General features: G+C 62.4%; 19 protein-coding genes. 12 read left to right on the top strand and 7 right to left on the bottom strand.

Annotation, left to right across the window (positions count from 1 at the left end; all coding sequences use genetic code 11):
- Nucleotides 1-146 precede the first annotated feature (146 nt).
- From MOV61_RS20410 to MOV61_RS20420, 3 genes are all read right to left on the bottom strand, one after another.
- Nucleotides 147-890: an SDR family oxidoreductase gene (locus MOV61_RS20410; protein ID WP_247034879.1), complete on the bottom strand. Its 744-nt coding sequence runs from the start codon at nt 888-890 to the stop codon at nt 147-149.
- Between the two features lie 85 nt (nt 891-975).
- Nucleotides 976-1,851 carry a DMT family transporter gene (locus MOV61_RS20415; protein ID WP_247137880.1) on the bottom strand — a complete coding sequence of 292 codons (876 nt, stop codon included), beginning with the start codon at nt 1,849-1,851 and terminating at the stop codon, nt 976-978.
- Nucleotides 1,852-1,981: 130 nt separating this feature from the next.
- Nucleotides 1,982-3,205 carry an NAD(P)/FAD-dependent oxidoreductase gene (locus MOV61_RS20420; protein ID WP_247137870.1) on the bottom strand — a complete coding sequence of 408 codons (1,224 nt, stop codon included), beginning with the start codon at nt 3,203-3,205 and terminating at the stop codon, nt 1,982-1,984.
- A 454-nt stretch (nt 3,206-3,659) separates the two neighbouring features.
- Between MOV61_RS20420 and MOV61_RS20425 the strand changes: the two genes are divergently transcribed.
- The 5 genes from MOV61_RS20425 to MOV61_RS20445 all read left to right on the top strand — a co-directional run bounded on the left by MOV61_RS20425 (nt 3,660) and on the right by MOV61_RS20445 (nt 8,706).
- Nucleotides 3,660-5,069, top strand: coding sequence for a circularly permuted type 2 ATP-grasp protein (locus MOV61_RS20425; RefSeq protein ID WP_247137871.1), 1,410 nt, complete (start codon nt 3,660-3,662; stop codon nt 5,067-5,069).
- A 12-nt stretch (nt 5,070-5,081) separates the two neighbouring features.
- On the top strand, nt 5,082-6,023 hold the full coding sequence (locus tag MOV61_RS20430; protein ID WP_247137872.1) for an alpha-E domain-containing protein: 942 nt from the start codon (nt 5,082-5,084) through the stop codon (nt 6,021-6,023).
- A 27-nt stretch (nt 6,024-6,050) separates the two neighbouring features.
- Nucleotides 6,051-6,881, top strand: coding sequence for a transglutaminase family protein (locus tag MOV61_RS20435; protein ID WP_247137873.1), 831 nt, complete (start codon nt 6,051-6,053; stop codon nt 6,879-6,881).
- A 260-nt stretch (nt 6,882-7,141) separates the two neighbouring features.
- Nucleotides 7,142-8,107 carry a hypothetical protein gene (locus MOV61_RS20440; RefSeq protein ID WP_247137874.1) on the top strand — a complete coding sequence of 322 codons (966 nt, stop codon included), beginning with the start codon at nt 7,142-7,144 and terminating at the stop codon, nt 8,105-8,107.
- 116 nt (nt 8,108-8,223) lie between these two features.
- Nucleotides 8,224-8,706 (top strand): hypothetical protein, encoded by a 483-nt coding sequence (locus tag MOV61_RS20445; protein WP_247137875.1) that lies wholly within the window; start codon nt 8,224-8,226, stop codon nt 8,704-8,706.
- Between the two features lie 9 nt (nt 8,707-8,715).
- Here the strand turns inward: MOV61_RS20445 and MOV61_RS20450 are convergent, their stop codons facing one another.
- Nucleotides 8,716-8,928, bottom strand: coding sequence for a hypothetical protein (locus MOV61_RS20450; protein WP_038544494.1), 213 nt, complete (start codon nt 8,926-8,928; stop codon nt 8,716-8,718).
- Nucleotides 8,929-8,976: 48 nt separating this feature from the next.
- Nucleotides 8,977-10,203: an ROK family transcriptional regulator gene (locus tag MOV61_RS20455; RefSeq protein ID WP_247137876.1), complete on the bottom strand. Its 1,227-nt coding sequence runs from the start codon at nt 10,201-10,203 to the stop codon at nt 8,977-8,979.
- 201 nt (nt 10,204-10,404) lie between these two features.
- Here MOV61_RS20455 and xylF point away from each other — a divergent pair, with 201 nt between their 5' ends.
- From xylF to MOV61_RS20485, 6 genes are all read left to right on the top strand, one after another.
- Nucleotides 10,405-11,445 carry a D-xylose ABC transporter substrate-binding protein gene (gene xylF, locus MOV61_RS20460; protein WP_038544498.1) on the top strand — a complete coding sequence of 347 codons (1,041 nt, stop codon included), beginning with the start codon at nt 10,405-10,407 and terminating at the stop codon, nt 11,443-11,445.
- Nucleotides 11,446-11,627: 182 nt separating this feature from the next.
- Nucleotides 11,628-12,953 (top strand): sugar ABC transporter permease, encoded by a 1,326-nt coding sequence (locus tag MOV61_RS20465; protein WP_038544499.1) that lies wholly within the window; start codon nt 11,628-11,630, stop codon nt 12,951-12,953.
- A 14-nt stretch (nt 12,954-12,967) separates the two neighbouring features.
- Complete coding sequence (locus tag MOV61_RS20470; protein WP_038544501.1) at nt 12,968-13,753, top strand: ATP-binding cassette domain-containing protein; 786 nt, start codon at nt 12,968-12,970, stop codon at nt 13,751-13,753.
- Between the two features lie 210 nt (nt 13,754-13,963).
- Complete coding sequence (locus MOV61_RS20475) at nt 13,964-14,143, top strand: hypothetical protein (protein ID WP_247137877.1); 180 nt, start codon at nt 13,964-13,966, stop codon at nt 14,141-14,143.
- Between the two features lie 144 nt (nt 14,144-14,287).
- Entirely contained in the window at nt 14,288-14,677 is a 390-nt protein-coding gene (locus tag MOV61_RS20480; protein WP_247137878.1) for a group II truncated hemoglobin, read from the top strand.
- Between the two features lie 55 nt (nt 14,678-14,732).
- Nucleotides 14,733-15,053 (top strand): DUF423 domain-containing protein, encoded by a 321-nt coding sequence (locus MOV61_RS20485; protein WP_247137881.1) that lies wholly within the window; start codon nt 14,733-14,735, stop codon nt 15,051-15,053.
- Between the two features lie 214 nt (nt 15,054-15,267).
- On the opposite strand, the gene MOV61_RS20490 is transcribed toward MOV61_RS20485, so the two are convergent.
- Nucleotides 15,268-15,489, bottom strand: a complete 222-nt coding sequence (locus MOV61_RS20490; protein ID WP_247137882.1) for a hypothetical protein — start codon at nt 15,487-15,489, stop codon at nt 15,268-15,270.
- Complete coding sequence (locus MOV61_RS20495) at nt 15,470-15,874, bottom strand: DUF2325 domain-containing protein (RefSeq protein WP_038549512.1); 405 nt, start codon at nt 15,872-15,874, stop codon at nt 15,470-15,472. The genes MOV61_RS20490 and MOV61_RS20495 overlap by 20 nt, the downstream gene beginning before the upstream one ends.
- A 224-nt stretch (nt 15,875-16,098) precedes the next feature.
- Here MOV61_RS20495 and MOV61_RS20500 point away from each other — a divergent pair.
- A partial coding sequence (locus MOV61_RS20500) for an NAD(P)-dependent oxidoreductase (RefSeq protein WP_247137879.1) occupies nt 16,099-17,405 on the top strand: 1,307 nt, incomplete at its 3' end.

Raw genomic sequence — 17,405 nt, forward strand, 5'->3', positions numbered from 1 at the left:
GTCCGGCCACTGGCGGCAACGCAGGTCCGGTCAAGTTCGGCAACGACAACCGCTCCGGCCAGCAGGGCCGCACACGCCGCCCGGCGTAACGGCAACCCTGCATAGGGGAACAAAGCCAAGAGGCCGCTCGCGCGGCCTCTTTTTTGTCATTTGACCGCAGCGTTCCCGCCATCCGCATAGAGCGCGGACCCTGCCACGAAGCTCGCCATCGGGCTCGCCAGGAAAAGTGCGGCCCGGGCGATTTCTTCAGGCTGGGCGATGCGCTTGAGGGCATGCAGGCCCGCCGCCCATTCCTTTTGCGCCGCGTCGCCGGCCATCGGGGTGTCCGTGCCGCCGGGCAGCAGCGCATTGGCGCGTATGCCGCGCGCTCCGTAGTCGGCCGTAATCCCTTTCACCAAACCCATGATCCCGGCCTTCGATGCGCCATAAGTCCCCATGCCGGGGATGCCGACGCTGGTGCCGACGAAGGTGGAGGTGAAGATGATCGATCCGCCGCCGCGTTCGAGCATCGCCGGGATCTGCAAACGGGCGCCGAGGAAGGCGCTCGTGAGGTTCATGGCCAGGGTATGCTGCCATTCCTCCAGCGTCACCTCGCCGAGCGGCTTATAGGGGCCGACCGTGCCGGCATTGTTCAAGGCGATGTCGAGACCGCCGAATCGGCCAAGCGCTACTTCGAGCAATGCCCGGTGGGTCTCCTCCTCCGCGACATCGCCTGCCACGGCAACCGCACGGCCGCCGGCCGTCTCGATCTCGGAAATGAGTTTTTGCAATTCCGCCTCGCCTCGCGCGTTGGCAACAACGGCAGCCCCTTCCCGGGCGAAAAGAAGGGCAGCGGCCCGGCCGATGCCGCTCGATGCGCCGGTGACGATAGCAACTTTGTCGGATAGCATGATGTACCTCCTGTTGGTTACATCCGCTGTCTAAGGCTGCCCGTCTCCCATCGACACCCGATTCCTGACCGAATTAAAAACTCCCTCAGGCCTTTCGGTTCACCATGTAGACGCCCGCCACCACGATCACCGTGCCGACGATCATCGGCAGGGTCAGGGGCTCTCCGAACAGGATCGCCGCCTCGATCGCCACGACCGGCGGCATCAGGTAGATGAGCGAGGCGGCGCGGGACACCTGGCCGCGGCGGATAAGATAGAGCAGCAAGCCGACCGCGCCCATGGACAGGCCGAGGACAGACCAGGCCATTGCGAAGATCGCCTCATGCGTCCAATCGAAGCGCAGGCTTTCAAGGCTGAGCGCCAACGGGATGGTGACGATCAGCGCGCCAACGAATTGCAGCGTGGCGATCGAGAACAGGTCGCCCTCCTGCAGGTGCCGCTTCTGGTAGAGCGTGCCGTAGGTGACCGACGCCATGGCGACGAGGTTGATCAGCACCGGAACCGCGAGCCCCGCCAGCCCGCGCTCGAAGAGGTCGAGAAGCTGCGGCGAGATCGCGATCAGAATGCCGGCAAAACCAAGCGCCAGGCCGACCTTCTGCAAGGGCTTGAGGCGCTCTCCGAGGAAAAGCGGCGCGACCATGGCGGTCAGCAGCGGCTGCAGCCCGGCGATAATGCCGGAAAGACCGGCCGGCACGCCCTGCGCAATCGCATACCAGACGCCCGCAAGATAAAGTCCGTGCAGGAAGACGCCCGAGAACATCGCATGGCCGACCTGGGCACGGCTCTTCGGCCATTTTGCCTTTGTGACCAGGCAGACCACGAAAAACGCCGCGGCGGCGAGTGCGTGTCGCCCGGCCAGAAACGTCAAGGGATCGGCGTGCTTCGCCGCGTATTTCGCGACGAGCCAGCCCGTGGACCAGAGGAGGACAAAGAGGGCCGGAGCCAGGCGGTCGAGCATGATGGGGATGTCCGGCGGAGATTTCGGCAGCGGCCGCTTTCATGGAAGCCGCCTGCTTATTCCCACCTCGTTTCATCGTCAAAGCAGAAAAACTGATGATTGCGATGAACGCCGATTGAGAGAAGGGAGATCCTCACGCGGCAAGCGGATCCTGCCCCATCAGCCCATGCCCGATGAAGGCCGACTCTCGCACCACGCCGAAACCGTAACTGGCCATCTCCCGCTCGTAGGCAGTAAGCGCCAGGGCAAGGCCGACCTCGCCGCGTTCCACGGCAATAATTGCGTGTCCGAGCAGCGCCGCATCGCGCATTGCGACGTTTGCCCCACGTCCGAGCGTCGGCGTCATCGCATGGATGGCGTCGCCGAGAAGCGTCACCCGAAAAGTCTCTCCGAGATCGCAGGGAACGCTCGTATGCATCTCGATCGAGAAAAAGGAGGAAGGGTCTCCCCGAGCCGGAATGGCCCCGGCAGCCGCCGGCCACTCCTCCAGCATCCTGATCGCAAGGGCCTGAAGCGCCGGGCTGCCGGCCTGTCGCAGCATCGCGTCGTCGCCGGGGAAATATTCGCGGCGGCCACCGACGATGCAGACGACATAGTCGTCCTGGCCGAAAAGCCCGGCCTCCGGCGCGATCCTGTCGGAAGCTGCGTCCGGACGGGCCGGGAAAATCACCGGCCCCAGTCCGAGGAACACCCGCCGGTCGTCGGAGGCGACGGTGAAGACGTCGGCAAGAACGTGTTCGGGCAGATGGTGGCGAGCCTTTTCGATCGGAATACGGCCGTAGATGGCGCGTACCCCGGTATCCATGATGCGCGCCTCGGGCAGTCGCTGCCGGCGCACCGCGGAGCGGATCCCGTCGGCACCGACCAGAATGTCGCCTCGTGCGGTGCTGCCGTCGGCAAACACCGCGGTCACCCCTTCGGCATCCGTTTCATAGCGCAGCATTCGGGCGCCGAATCGGCAAACATCCTGCAGGCCGGTCAGAAGGATATGCCGCAAGGTGGCGCGATTGACGTTGATATGCTGCGGGCCACCATCAGCAAGCCAGTGCCTCGGCATCCTGTCGTGCCCGCCGCTCGGTATCCGCCGCAATTCCTTAAGGGTCGTATCGACAATCGTGGTGTACGGCAGTGGCCGCATCGCGGTCGCTTCGAAAAGCCGATACAGATTTGCAGGCAGGACTTCCCTGAGGGCGTTTACCCCATCCCGGTCGATATGCAGGCGATAGCCCTGAGGGCGATCCCAGGGCCCAGAATCGCTTTCGAAGATTTCCACCCCGACATCGGCGCGACGCAGTATTTGCGCAAGGCAAAGCCCGCCGAGACCGGCACCGGCAATAATAACTTTAAGCTTAGACATAGGACGCTCCTCTTCCGTGATCGGAAAAGGACGTACAGGATGTGCCCGCTCCCCATGAGCGAACCCTTATACGAACGCAAAGCGTCACCCGGACTACCGACCGGGCCGTGACTTTTGCACGTCCGGTTTCCTTATGCGAAATGGCCGAAACTCTGTCAACCAGCAGAATTGGGGAAACCGACCTCGCGATCACTCGCAAACTTGAGCTCAATCGACGCAAGCTGGACAGCGTTTGATCAGCGCTTAGGCAGCTGATGTTTTTCAAGGCAGGAGATTTATTCACCTCCTTCTAAAGTAGGGAGCTTGCCGAGCACCAGAATCAGCGCATTTACTGGTCGGGGAGCATCGAAACTGTATTTTTCTGATGCGCGGAATTCTTTTCCCGCCAATTGCGCACAGTTCTTGCATTGCCCTCACCGTTGTATTCTTATGGCCAAAAAAGGGGAATGCGCCTTTGGCATTTGATGAAATGTTGACTGCGGAAAACCTTCCGCGACCGCCATACAAGACCTATCACGAATGGTATGCCAGTCAGGATGCTGCACACCTGATCCGCAAGACCCAGGATGCGGAAAACATATTCAGAAGGACGGGCATCACATTCGCGGTCTACGGACACGCGGACAGTTCCGAAAAGCTCATCCCCTTCGACATCATTCCCCGCATCATCTCCGCCCGTGAATGGCGCAAGCTGGCTCAGGGCATCGAGCAGCGGGTTCTGGCGCTCAACGCCTTCCTCGACGACATCTACCACAAGCAGGAGATCATCAAGGCCGGCCGCATTCCCCGCGCGCTGATCGAGAGGAACGTCACCTTCCTCCCCGAAATGATCGGCTTCAAGCCGCCCGGCGGCGTCTACACCCACATCGTCGGCACCGATATCGTGCGTACCGGCGAGGACCAGTTCTACGTGTTGGAGGACAATGCCCGCACGCCGTCCGGGGTTTCCTACATGCTGGAAAACCGGGAAACCATGATGCAGATGTTCCCGGAACTGTTTGCGCTGAACAAGGTGCAGCGGGTCGAGGACTATCCGCGGCTGCTTCGCCAGTCGCTCGCCTCGCTTGCCCCTCCCGGCTGCAACGGCCGGCCCCGCGTCGCGGTACTGACGCCCGGCATCTTCAACTCGGCCTATTACGAACACTCGTTCCTTGCCGACCAGATGGGCGTCGAACTCGTCGAGGGCGGCGACCTGCGCGTCATCGACGGCCGCGTCAAGATGCGCACCACCCGCGGCTACGAGGCCATCGACGTCCTCTACCGCCGCGTCGACGACGATTTCCTCGATCCGATGACTTTTCGCGCGGATTCGGCGCTCGGCATTCCCGGCATCATGGACGTGTACCGTGCCGGCAACATCACCATCGCCAATGCACCCGGCACCGGCATCTGCGACGACAAGGCGATCTATTCCTACATGCCCGAGATCGTCGAATTTTATACGGGCCGGAAGGCGCTGCTCGAAAACGTGCCGACCTGGCGCTGTTCCGAGCCCGACAGCCTCAGATACGTGCTGGAGCACATCGAAGAACTGGTCGTCAAAGAGGTGCACGGGTCCGGCGGATACGGCATGCTCGTCGGCCCGACGGCAAGCAAGAAGGAGCGCACCGACTTTGCAGAGAAGCTGGCGGCCAGGCCCGATAACTACATCGCCCAGCCGACGCTGGCGCTGTCCACCGTGCCGATCTTCGTCAACAAGGGGATTGCTCCCCGCCACGTCGACCTGCGTCCCTATGTGCTCGTTTCCGACAAGGTGAAGATCATCCCCGGCGGCTTGACCCGTGTGGCCCTGAAACAGGGGTCGCTGGTGGTCAATTCCAGCCAGGGCGGCGGCACCAAGGACACCTGGGTACTGGAAGATTGAGGTCGTAGAGACATGCTCGGAAGAACTGCAAACGGCCTTTACTGGATGTTCCGTTACATCGAGCGGGCAGAAAATATCGCCCGCCTCGTCGATGCCGGCCTGCGCGTGTCGCTGACCCGCGCCGGCTCCTCCGACGAGGACTGGCACGGCGTGCTCGAAAGTGCGGGCGTGCGCGAAGCATATTCGGAAGTGCACATCGAACTGACGGCGGCGGACGCCATCGATTACCTGCTGCGCGACCAGGCCAACCCGTCGAGCGTCATGTCCTGCATCGAATTCGGACGCAACAACGCCCGCATGGTGCGCACGGCGCTGACCCGCGAGACCTGGGAGGCGACCAACGAATGCTGGATCGACCTCAAAGCCCGGCTCGCCCGCAAGCAGAAGGCGACCGACCTGCCCGAACTGATCGACGTCATCAAGCACCGCTGCGGCCTGATCCGCGGCGCCTTCCACGGTTCGATGCTGAGAAACGACCTCTACAATTTCTCGCGCATCGGCACCTTCATCGAACGCGCCGACAACACCAGCCGCATCCTCGACGTGAAATATTACGTGCTGTTGCCGGCGATCAGCCAGGTCGGCTCGAAGCTCGACAACTACCAATGGGAATCGATACTGCGCTCGGTCTCGGCCCATCGTTCCTACGGCTGGGTCTATGACGGCGAATATCAATCTGCCAACATCGCCGATTTCCTGATCCTGAAAGTCCAGATGCCGCGCTCGCTGGCTTACTGCTACGAGAAGATCACCAACAATCTCGATTATCTGGCGCAAACCTACGATGAACGACTGAAGGCGCATGAGACCGCGGCGGCAATCCGCTCGACCCTGAAGCGCGGCTCGATCTCCGACATCATGGACCAGGGCCTGCACGAATTCCTGGAGGATTTCGTCAGCCGCAACAACCAGCTCAGCGCCGAAATCTCCGACGGCTACCGCTTTTACCAGTAAAGCCAACAGGCACAGGATTTACCGCACATGCGGCTGAAGATTTCCCATACGACCGAATATCTCTATGACGAGCCGGTACCCTATTCGCTGCAGCGGCTCAGGCTGACCCCAACCGACGGCCCCGGCCAGAAAGTCATCAACTGGTCGATCACAGTCGACGGCGCCAAGATCGAGGCGGGTTATGCCGACCAGTTCGGCAACCGCGTCGAACTGGTCTCCACCGAAGGCACCGAGCACACGATCCGCATCACCGCGTCCGGCGAGGTGGAGACCCAGGACCGCGCCGGCGTCTTCGGTCCGCACCAGGGTTTCTGTCCGCTCTGGCTGTTCCTGCGCGAGACGGCGCTGACCAAACCTGGCAAGCTCATCCGCGAGCTTACCAAAAGCCTCGAGGGCGACAGCGAGCTTGCCAGGATGCACGCGCTGATGGAGAAGATCCACGAGACCGTTGCCTATGTTCCGGGCGCGACCGGCACCGAGACGACCGCCGAACAGGCTCTGGAGGCAAGGACCGGCGTCTGCCAGGACCACACTCATATATTCATCGCTGCCGCCCGGCTGCTGGATATCCCGGCGCGCTATATTTCCGGCTACCTGCTGATGGAAGGCGAGACCGAACAGGCGGCGACCCACGCCTGGGCGGAAGTGCATCTGCCGGGCCTCGGCTGGGTCGGGTTCGACACGTCTAACAAGATCTGCCCGAACGACAGCTACGTGCGGGTCGCATCCGGCCTCTGCTACCGCGACTGCGCGCCCGTCTCCGGCATGCGCCTCGGTCCGGCCAGCGAAAACCTCAAGGTTTCGCTGACGGTGGCGCAAAGCCAAAGCCAGCAGGGCCAGACGCAGTCCCAGGAGTGACAAACGCGCCAAGCCGGGGACGCCGTCCGGCATGGCAGGCGTTCTCGGCAGGCCGTAAGATCATCGATTCAGCCCGTCCTGCGGCACAACGGTTTGTTAACCGTGGACGGCGTTCCCGATTTCACAAGCAGTTCAAGGGTTGAAGATCCAGAAGGCGGCAATCTATGCTGCATTGCGGCATGGACTATTGCTGCCTACATTGCGCGGGGCTGCGGGTTACCGAAACGCATGGCAATGCCATGCCTGAATGAGGATACCAGATGCTTGAGACGTCCAAAACCAAGCCGCAGGATCTCGAATCCATCGCGCGCCATGGCGGAACTTTCCGGCGAATGGCCGCACGCCTGCCCACCTATTTCACCGACCTGCGGGAAAACCCGGCTTGGCTTCCAATGTTCCTTTTGGCCCGGACAATTCCGTTCAGGCGGGCGCATTGGCTGACCGCCAAGCCCGTCTCGACGTCCGCGCCGAGGCAAGCATCGATGTTCGGCGATATCGAGGCCGATATGGTCGCCGACGAACTCAGACGGAACGGGATCTTCACCGGCCTCATCCTTCCCGATCCGATTCGGCAGGCGATCGCCCGTTTTGCATCCGAAACCCCTTGTTTCGGCAATTTCGAGCGGAAACTCGAATTCCGGGCGGACGAACATGCGGAAGCGGAACGGCGATTCGGTCGAGCGATCCTGAGCGGCCACCATTTCGAAAGGATCGCCAGTTGCGAGGCGGCGATCGCGGTGCAGCAGGATCCTCTTCTTCTGGATATCGCACGGCACTATCTGGGCGGTGAAGCCAAGCTGATCACCACGCGGACGTGGTGGAGCTTTCCCACTCAATCCGCTTCGGAGGCCGACCTCAGCCGTGCGTCGTTCAAGTTTCATTTCGATCTCGACGACTGGCGGATGCTGAAATTCTTTTTCTATCTGTCGAATGTCGATGAGGATGCGGGACCGCATGTCTATATGCGCGGCAGCCACAACAAGCGGCGTCTCAAGCACCAGTTGACCCTGCTCGTTGGACATCCGGCGGAAGAAGTGCTCGAATTTTACGGAGAGGAGAGCGCCGTCACCCTGACCGGCAAGGCGGGCTACGGGTTCGTCGAAGATCCCTTCGGCTTCCACATGGGGACGGTCGCAAAATATCACCCTCGGCTCATGATGGAAGTCGGGTTCGGCGTATCGAAACCCTCGAAGCGCAGATATCACGGCGAACCCGTCGTGCGCTGAGCGACCCTTCCGGCTCGATGAGCCCCGACGGGGCTCATCCCATCACACATCAATATGTCCGCAAGCTCGACGCCATCTCCGCATGGTCTAGTCCCGCCCCATAAAAGAGGTGGCGCATGCTGTTTGGGCAATCGGTCTTCCAGTCGGTGCTGACGCGGCTGAAGCAGGAGCACGGCGAAGACGAGAGCGAAGAGGCCGGCACGGGCTTCCGCATCAAGGGGCTCGGCATGGGTTTCGTCGCACCGACGGATGACGGTCCGGTAGTGACAGCAACCGGGACCGAAGCCTATTTCGCCTTCCTTCCCGATGTCGCCGAGATCGAAATCGAATCGATGCGGGCGGAAGATGAACCGCAAGAGCAGCCGGCGCCGCCGATCATTCCCGCCCATCTGCTGCGGCTGACGACCGAGGAGATCGCTGCGGAGCTTGCCATCACGGCTGCCGATACCGAGGCGACGCTTGCCGAGAAACGGCGGCATTTCGCCAAGGCCAACCATCCGGATGGCGTCGCCCCGGAATTCCGGGAAAACGCCAATACCCGCATGAAGACCGCCAACTTCCTGATCGACACGGCGATCAAGGGGCTCTTCTGGCGCTAGGAAAAAAGCTTAGTCCTGCGGGTCGTCGGCGGGCTTCTCGACCGGCGGCTTTTTCTTTTCGATGAACAGCTTGTAGCCGGCGTAAACACCCATGGCGCCGACGATGATCGCCCAGAAGGGTTCTCCGGCGACCAGTTCGAAAATCGCCCAGGCGGCACAGACCGCCGGGATCAATACCCGGCGCCAAAGCGGCTCGTAAAAGGGATGGTTCGGATCGATCATGGTCTTCACTCCCGGCCAGTCGTTTTGCCACCAGTCACTCGCAATCGGTCATTCCCCGGCGGCCTGCATGCTCTGGCGCGAACCGATGATATCCTGGTCGACGATCGAAAATGCAAGATTGAGATGCCCCTCGAACACCAGCGAGGGTTCGTCCGGCACGATGGTCAGGCCCGGCATGCCGCCGAGCCGCACCACATGCGTCTGCGCCAGTCCCTCCTCTATGCCCGCCTGCAGCAGATCCTGGTAGCGGGTGCCCGGACCGGTGATGAAGACCGGCATATGGCCATGCAGGCTGAGCAGCCGCGAGAGACCGAAGCCCAGCGCAGCGCCCGCGTGGCGGAAGGCGAGCTGCGCCATGCGATTGCCTTGCCGGGCGCGGACGGCGATCTTGTCGATTTCGCTGACGGGCACGAATTTCGCGGGGATCGTATCCACCGGCACCTCGAAGGCGGCGCGCAGGATGGCGTAGAAACCGGCATAGGCCTCGACGCAGCCGCGCGCGCCGCAGCGACAAAGCCCGCCGTTCGGCATATGCAGCATGTGCCCGAAATTGGGCGCTGAGATTTCTGGAACCCCGCCGGCCACACGGCGTGCGATCCCGAGCCCGATACTGTGCCCGAGCGAGAGCGCCGCGAGAACCGGCTCACCGCCGCCTTGCGTCTTCACCTGGCGTTCGAGCAGTGCGCTCGCCACCAGCAGCGTCTCGTTGTTGAGAATGACCTTGGCCTGCCAACCGTCTTTGAGCGCCGCAGCAAAATCGACGGGCTGGGAACCGAAGACGGGCGACCAGACAAGCACCGGATCGCTCGGATGCGCCAGTCCCTTGCTGCTGACCGAAACGAGCAGAACGCTGCCGCGATCGATGCGGGAGCGTTCGACGGCCCGTTCGAGCCCCGCCGAGATGGCCGCGAGAAAGGCCGCCGTGCCGCCCTCCCCGCGCGGTTCGCTGAACCGGTCGAGCAACGTTCCGGCATAATCGACCAGCGAATACTGGATCATGTCCGACGAGATGATGACGGTGATGAGATAGCCGCAATTGCGCCGCTGGCTGAACAGCACGCGCGGCCGCCCACGGCCGACAGTCGCCTGCTGCTCGCTCTTTTCGATGATGCGGGCGCGTTCCAGATCGGCGGTGATCGAGGAGATCGTCGCCGACGCCAGCCCGGTGGCATCCGAGATTTCCGTGTGCGCGAGCCGGCCGTGGCGACGCAGCGCAGACAGCACGAGCGCGCTGTTCTGCTGCCGGACCAGTTCCGTGCTCGATTTCGCCAGCATTCCGCCTGCCGCCTCCCTCACTCCATCTGTCGATACGGCAGTGCCTCGCCCTCCACAAGTGCCGATTGACAGCCCACGGAATCTCTGACATCTAATTTCTCGACTGTCGAGAAAAAAGCTTGGACGCTTTCTCCGGCAGATTATCTGGCGGGGGGAGAGCACGGAGGCTAGCGCCCATCCGCCGTCACTCGGGAGGACATTATGAGATCATTCGTAAAGCTGATGGCCGGCGCGGCCATCCTCGTTTCCATGCATTCCGCCACCATGGCGGCCAATCTCGTCGTCGGCGTTTCCTGGTCGAACTTCCAGGAAGAACGCTGGAAGACCGACGAAGCCGCGATCAAGAAGGCTCTTGAAGCCGCCGGCGCAAAATACATCTCGGCCGACGCCCAGTCGTCTGCCGCAAAGCAGCTTACCGACGTCGAATCGCTGATCTCCCAGGGTGCCAATGCCCTGATCGTTCTGGCGCAGGATTCGAGCGCCATCGGCCCTGCCGTTGAAAAGGCTGCAGCCGAGGGCATTCCGGTCGTCGGTTACGACCGCCTGATCGAAAATCCGGCCGCGTTCTACATCACCTTCGACAACAAGGAAGTCGGCCGCCTGCAGGCGCAGGGCGTCTTCAAGGCAAAGCCTGAAGGCAACTACGTCTTCATCAAGGGCTCTTCTTCCGATCCGAACGCCGACTTCCTGTTTGCCGGCCAGATGGAAGTGCTGAAGGCTGCAGTCGACGGCGGCAAGATCAAGAATGTCGGCGAAGCCTATACCGACGGCTGGAAGCCCGAAAACGCCCAGAAGAACATGGAACAGTTCCTGACCAAGAACAACAACAAGGTCGACGCGGTCGTCGCATCCAACGACGGCACTGCCGGCGGTGCGATCGCAGCGCTCGACGCTCAGGGGTTGGCAGGTTCGGTTCCGGTCTCCGGCCAGGACGCCGACAAGGCAGCCCTGAACCGCGTGGCTCTCGGCACCCAGACGGTATCCGTCTGGAAGGACAGCCGAGAACTCGGCAAGAACGCCGCTGAAATCGCTCTGGCACTTGCCGGCGGCAAGAAGCTGACCGAGATCAAGGGCGTCCAGACCTTCGAAGGCGGTCCGAAGAAGGTGAAGATGCAGTCGGTCTTCCTGAAGCCGCAGGCAATCACCAAGGACAACCTCAACGTCGTCATCGAAGCAGGCTGGATCAGCAAGGCTGAAGCCTGCCAGGGCGTCAAGGCCGGCGCAGTGGCTGCCTGCAAGTAACGCATGGCTGTCCGCAGACGATAAACTCACCGACGCCGCAGCACTTCTGCCGCGGCGTCGGTTTTCGGCGTAAGATGGCGCGGCCGCACGAAGGATTACCCGGCGGCTGAACGTCGCGCAGGCGCGGTCCGGCTCGATTTTTTCGAACCGCAGCGCCTCGCAAAAGTGGGGAACGGCAAAAAATGGCCGAGACGATACAGTCCACAACGAATTCCAAGACATCGGGAGCGGCAGGACAGGCGGAAGGCAGTTTCGTTGCCCGCTTCTTCCGCGCGACCGAGATCGACACACGCATGCTCGGCATGATTGGCGCGCTGCTGATCATCTGGGTCGGATTCCATATCCTGACGGGCGGCCTTTTCCTGACGCCGCGCAACCTCTGGAACCTCTCGGTACAGACCGCCTCGGTCGCCGTCATGGCGACCGGCATGGTGCTTGTCATCGTCACCCGCAACATCGACCTTTCGGTCGGCTCGATCCTCGGTTTCACCGGCATGGTCATGGGTGTGCTGCAGGCCCGGCTCCTGCCGGAACTGTTCGGCTTCAACCACCCGGCGATCTGGATCATCACCCTGGCTGGCGGCATCGCCATCGGAGCGCTGATCGGTACGCTGCAGGGCTCTATCATCGCCTTTCTCGGCGTGCCCTCGTTCATCGTCACGCTCGGCGGCCTGCTCATCTGGCGTGGCGCCACCTGGTTCGTGACAAGCGGCCAGACCGTTGCGCCGATGGACGTCAACTTCCGCCTGATGGGCGGCGGCACGGAAGGCTCGATCGGCGCCACCTGGAGCTGGATCGTCGGCATCATCGCCTGTCTCGCCATCATCGCGGCGATCATCAACGCCCGCCGCCAACGCAAGCGCTTCTCCTTCCCGCGCCGGCCGATCTGGGCCGAATACGTGCTGGTCGCGCTCGGCTGCATCGTCGTGCTCGGCGCGGTCTCGATCGCCAATGATTATTACTGGCCGATCGCCATCGCCCGCCGTTACGCAGAGGCAAACAACATTGCCTGGCCAGAAGGTGGCCTGCTGATCTCCCAAGGCATCGCCATCCCGGTGCTGATGGCGATCGCGGTCGGCATCGTCATGACCTTCATCGCCACCCGCCTGCGCTTCGGCCGCTATGTCTTCGCGATCGGCGGCAATCCCGAAGCCGCGGAACTTGCGGGCATCAAGACCCGCTGGGTGACAGTCAAGATCTTCGCGCTGATGGGCGTGCTCTGCGCCATCGCCGCGGCGATCTCCACCGCCCGCCTCAACGCCGCAACCAATGCGCAAGGGGAACTCGACGAACTCTACACGATCGCCGCAGCCGTGATCGGCGGCACCTCGCTTGCCGGTGGCATGGGCTCGATCGCCGGCGCCATGCTCGGCGCGCTCGTCATGCAGTCGCTTCAGTCCGGCATGGTGCTGCTCGGCATCGACTCGCCGTTCCAGCGCATCGTCGTCGGCATGGTGCTCGTCACAGCCGTCTGGCTCGACACCGTCTATCGCTCTCGCGCCAAATAACAGGAGTTTTCATCGTGACGGAACAAACCACTCCGCTCGTGGAAATGAAGAACATTTCCATCTCCTTCGGCGGGATCCATGCAGTCGAGAATGCCTCGGTCGATCTTTTCCCCGGCGAGGTCGTGGCCCTGCTCGGCCATAACGGCGCCGGCAAGTCGACGCTGATCAAGATCCTGTCGGGCGCCTACAAGCGCGACAACGGCGACATCATGATCAACGGCGAGACCGTTGACATCCGCAACCCGCGCGACGCCAAGAAATACGGCATCGAGACGATCTACCAGACGCTCGCCGTCGCCGACAATGTCGATGCCGCCGCCAACCTCTATCTCGGCCGCGAGCTGCAGACAAAATGGGGCACGCTCGACGATGTCGCCATGGAGGCCAGCGCCCGTGAGGTGATGGGCCGCCTCAACCCCAATTTCAAGCGGTTCAAGGAGCCTGTGAAGGCGCTTTCCGGCGGCCAGCGGCAATCGGTGGCGATCGCCCGCGCGATCCTGTTCGACGCCCGCATCCTGATCATGGATGAGCCGACGGCAGCGCTCGGACCCCAGGAGACGGCGCAGGTGGGCGACCTCATCAAGCAGCTGAAGCGGGAAGGCATCGGCATCTTCCTGATCAGCCACGACATCCACGATGTCTTCGACCTCGCCGACCGCGTCTTCGTGATGAAGAACGGCAAGGTGGTCGGCCATGCCCGCACCGGGGACGTCACCAAGGACGAGGTGCTCGGGATGATCATCCTCGGCAAGGTGCCGCCCGGCGCCACGCCCGGCCCCGGCGCCATGAAGGTGGTGTGACTGCCAGGCGGAATTGCGCCTGCCCTTTGAAGCCCGCCGCTGATCAAGGGTGGCGCAGAGGCGGAACCGGGCTCTCTCCCGGTTCCGCCTTATCTCCTTCAAAAACAGATCGCGTCGCATCGATCGGCAGGCAGTCGACAGCCCTCTCCCCTGGAACTCCTCTCCTCCCCTAACGTTGGCTTTTGAAACCCCAACGTCGGAGGATCAAAAATGGCAGAAGAGCGCACTGCACAGGAAATTATCGAACATAGAGAAAGACCGGCGAAGACAGCCAAACATCCGCCGGCCGGGCCGCATGACAAGGAACACCTGATCGACAGGGAGAAGACGCCCGGTACCGGCTCGCTGGCTGAGCCCAATTCGAAAGAGGTGGATACCGGATCGGAGTGACCGGCTGCATTTTCAGGCTGATCGCGCCGCAGCGCACCCGCTGGATCCCGAGACACCCTGTTCTGCGACGCCTTGGCGCTTGCCCGCTGCGGTATGGATCGCTAACACCGCTTGAGACGATCAGAGCGAGCGGGCCGGACGGGCATGGCGGACGAAACCATCACACTTTACGAGGCGATCGGCGGCGACGCGACGGTGCGGGCGCTGGTGAAGCGTTTCTACGAGCTGATGGACACGCTTCCGGAAGCGACCCATTGCCGCGCCGTTCATCCGCCGAGCCTCGAAGGCAGCGAAGCGAAACTTTACGATTATCTGACCGGTTATCTCGGCGGCCCGCCGGTCTATGTGGAAAAACACGGCCACCCGCGGCTGCGCTCGCGCCATTTCGGCGCAGCGATCGGGCCTCTCGAACGAGACGAATGGATGCTTTGTTTCCGCCGCGCCATGGACGAGACGATCGAAAATCCGAAACTGCGCGAGATCATCTGGCCTCCGATCGAGCGGCTTGCCTTCCATATGCAGAACAAGGAATAGGCCGTTGCAAAGACTCGACAATGTCAGGCCGTTGATTCTGTTTGTGAGCGGCCTTATGGGCGCGGCCGGCGTAGCTTTGGCGGCAGCGGCAAGCCACGGCGGCGACACGGCTTTCCTCGGCTCCGCCTCGACCATGTGCCTGGCACATGCGCCGGTTCTGCTCGCGCTCTATCTCGGCCACCGGCATTTTCGCACGGCAACGCTTGCCGCACTGGTGCTGGGTCTCGGCACGATCATCTTTGCGGGCGACCTCGTCTCGCGCCACTACCTCGGCGACCGGCTGTTTCCGATGGCCGCGCCAGTGGGCGGATCGGGGATGATGTTGGGCTGGCTGATCGTGGCGTCCGGGGCGTTTTTCAGGGTGCGAGAGGTTTAGCACGCCCTTGTGCCGACTCGCCGGCTCCCAACTAGGGGAGAAAAAGGAGGCGCGCTACCCGCGTACTCCCTCTTCTCCCCAGCGGGGAGAAGTGCCGAGCATAGCGAGGCGATGAGGGGGCCACGCGTTCGGCGTATCATATAGCTGCGCCCCCTCATCCGACCCTTCGGGCCACCTTCTCCCCGCTGGGGAGAAGAGGGAGCACCAATTGAGCCTACCGCTTAAACGCCAGCACTCGAGCGCTTTCAGCCGGAGAAACTTCCGTCTCCGCCCCCCGAATCGTCTTCGGCAGCACCACCACATTGGTCATGTCCGCAGCCGCCTCGGCTCGCCTCGTCAGCAGCGCGTAAAGTTCCGGCACCAGCCCGTCGCCGTTCTGTTCGGCAAGCTTGTGCAGGCCGATGAAAAGGCTGGCGTCACGAGGTTCTTCGTTCATCATTGCGTTCCTTCATGGTCTGGAGCGCCCGCTCCAGACTGGATTTGGAGCCGTTGCGAAGCGGCACGAAGGCGACACCGAACTTCTTGCAGCCGGTCTTCACCCTCAGACACGCATCGTGGCTGATACAGTCGATGGGGCAGAAGACGCAGTCGACCGAGGGCAGCACGGTATCGATGCGGGAAACCGCCTCACGCAAACCGCCGTCGTGGTGGATCAGTTCCGCGCCGAAGTTGCTGGCGATCTCCCGCAGGTGCGCCACCTGACAATCACGGCCGCCGACATAGAGAAAGCTGCGGACGTCGGTGACAGCCGGTCCCCGCGTTTCCGCGCCTTTCGGTGCCGCGCCGGAATTGCTGCTCTTATGCTTCTGCTTCTTGGCCATATGCCCCTCGCCGCCGATTCTGCTGAACCGCAGTTCCTCGATGGCCGGCACCATATTAAAGTTGATCTTCAGAGTAAAGATTAAAGTGGACTCTTTTTATCATGATATATCGGGCGCCCTGATATGGGCCCGCCATTTCAAAAATTTACCGTTTGATAAATTTTTACGCTGTGGTACCTTTTGCCCAATAGTTGTCCATGAATCCATAAAAGAGGGAACTTAGGATGGAACGACTGGGAAACGGTCCGAAGGCCGGAATCGAGGCTGGCCGCCTCGCCACTGCCGACTATGAGGCGAATTTCGCCGATCTCCACCCGCGTCTCGACAGGCACGAGGCGCTGGTCGAATCCGATCGCTGTTATTTCTGCTACGACGCGCCGTGCATGACGGCCTGTCCCACCTCCATCGATATCCCGCTGTTCATAAGGCAGATACAGACGGGCAATCCGATCGGTTCGGCAAAGACCATCTTCGACCAGAATATTCTGGGCGGCATGTGCGCCCGGGTCTGTCCCACCGAAACGCTCTGCGAACAGGCCTGCGTGCGCAACACGGCTGAGGACAAGCCGGTCGAGATCGGCAAGCTGCAGCGTTATTCCACCGACATCGCCATGGAACAGGGCCGGCAGTTCTATAGCCGCAAGGCTTCGACCGGAAAGACGGTCGCCGTGGTCGGCGCCGGTCCCGCCGGCCTTGCAGCCGCACACCGGCTCGCCATGCACGGCCATTCGGTGGTGATCCTCGAAGCCCGCGAAAAGGCCGGCGGCCTCAACGAATACGGCATCGCCACCTATAAGGCTGTCGATGATTTCGCCGCCCGCGAAGTCGATTACGTCACCGCGATCGGCGGCATCGAGATCGTCAACGGCCAGGCGCTCGGCCGGGATTTCTCGCTGTCCGACCTCTCCGCCAAATATGACGCGGTCTTCCTCGGCATGGGCCTTGCCGGCGTCAACGGCCTCGGCATCGAGGGCGAGGCGCTCGCGGGCGTCGAGGACGCGGTCGATTTCATCGCCGCCCTTCGCCAGGCGAAGGACAAGAGCGTGCTGCCGATCGGCCGGCGCGTCGTCGTCCTCGGCGGCGGCATGACCGCCATCGATGCCGCCATCCAGTCGAAGCTGCTCGGCGCCGAAGAGGTGACGATCTGTTATCGCCGCGGCAAGGACAACATGAACGCCTCGCCCTATGAGCAGGATCTGGCGACCGCCAACGGTGTCATCATCCGCCATTGGCTGGCGCCGAAATCGATCATCGGCAAGGACGGCAAGGTCGCCGGCATCGAGGTGGAATATACCGCGATGCGTGATGGCAAGCTGATCGGCACCGGTGAGACCGGCGTCATCGCCGCCGACCAGATTTTTAAGGCGATCGGCCAGACCTTTTCCGCCTCGGGCCTCGGCGCGCTGCAGTTCGAGAAGGGCAAGATCGTCGTCGATCCGGAAGGCCGCACTTCGCTCGAGGGCGTCTGGGCCGGCGGCGACTGCATCGGCACCGGCGAGGACCTGACCGTCTCGGCGGTCGCGCAGGGGCG

It is taken from the genome of Neorhizobium sp. BETTINA12A, from assembly GCF_023006485.1.
GTDB lineage: Bacteria > Pseudomonadota > Alphaproteobacteria > Rhizobiales > Rhizobiaceae > Neorhizobium.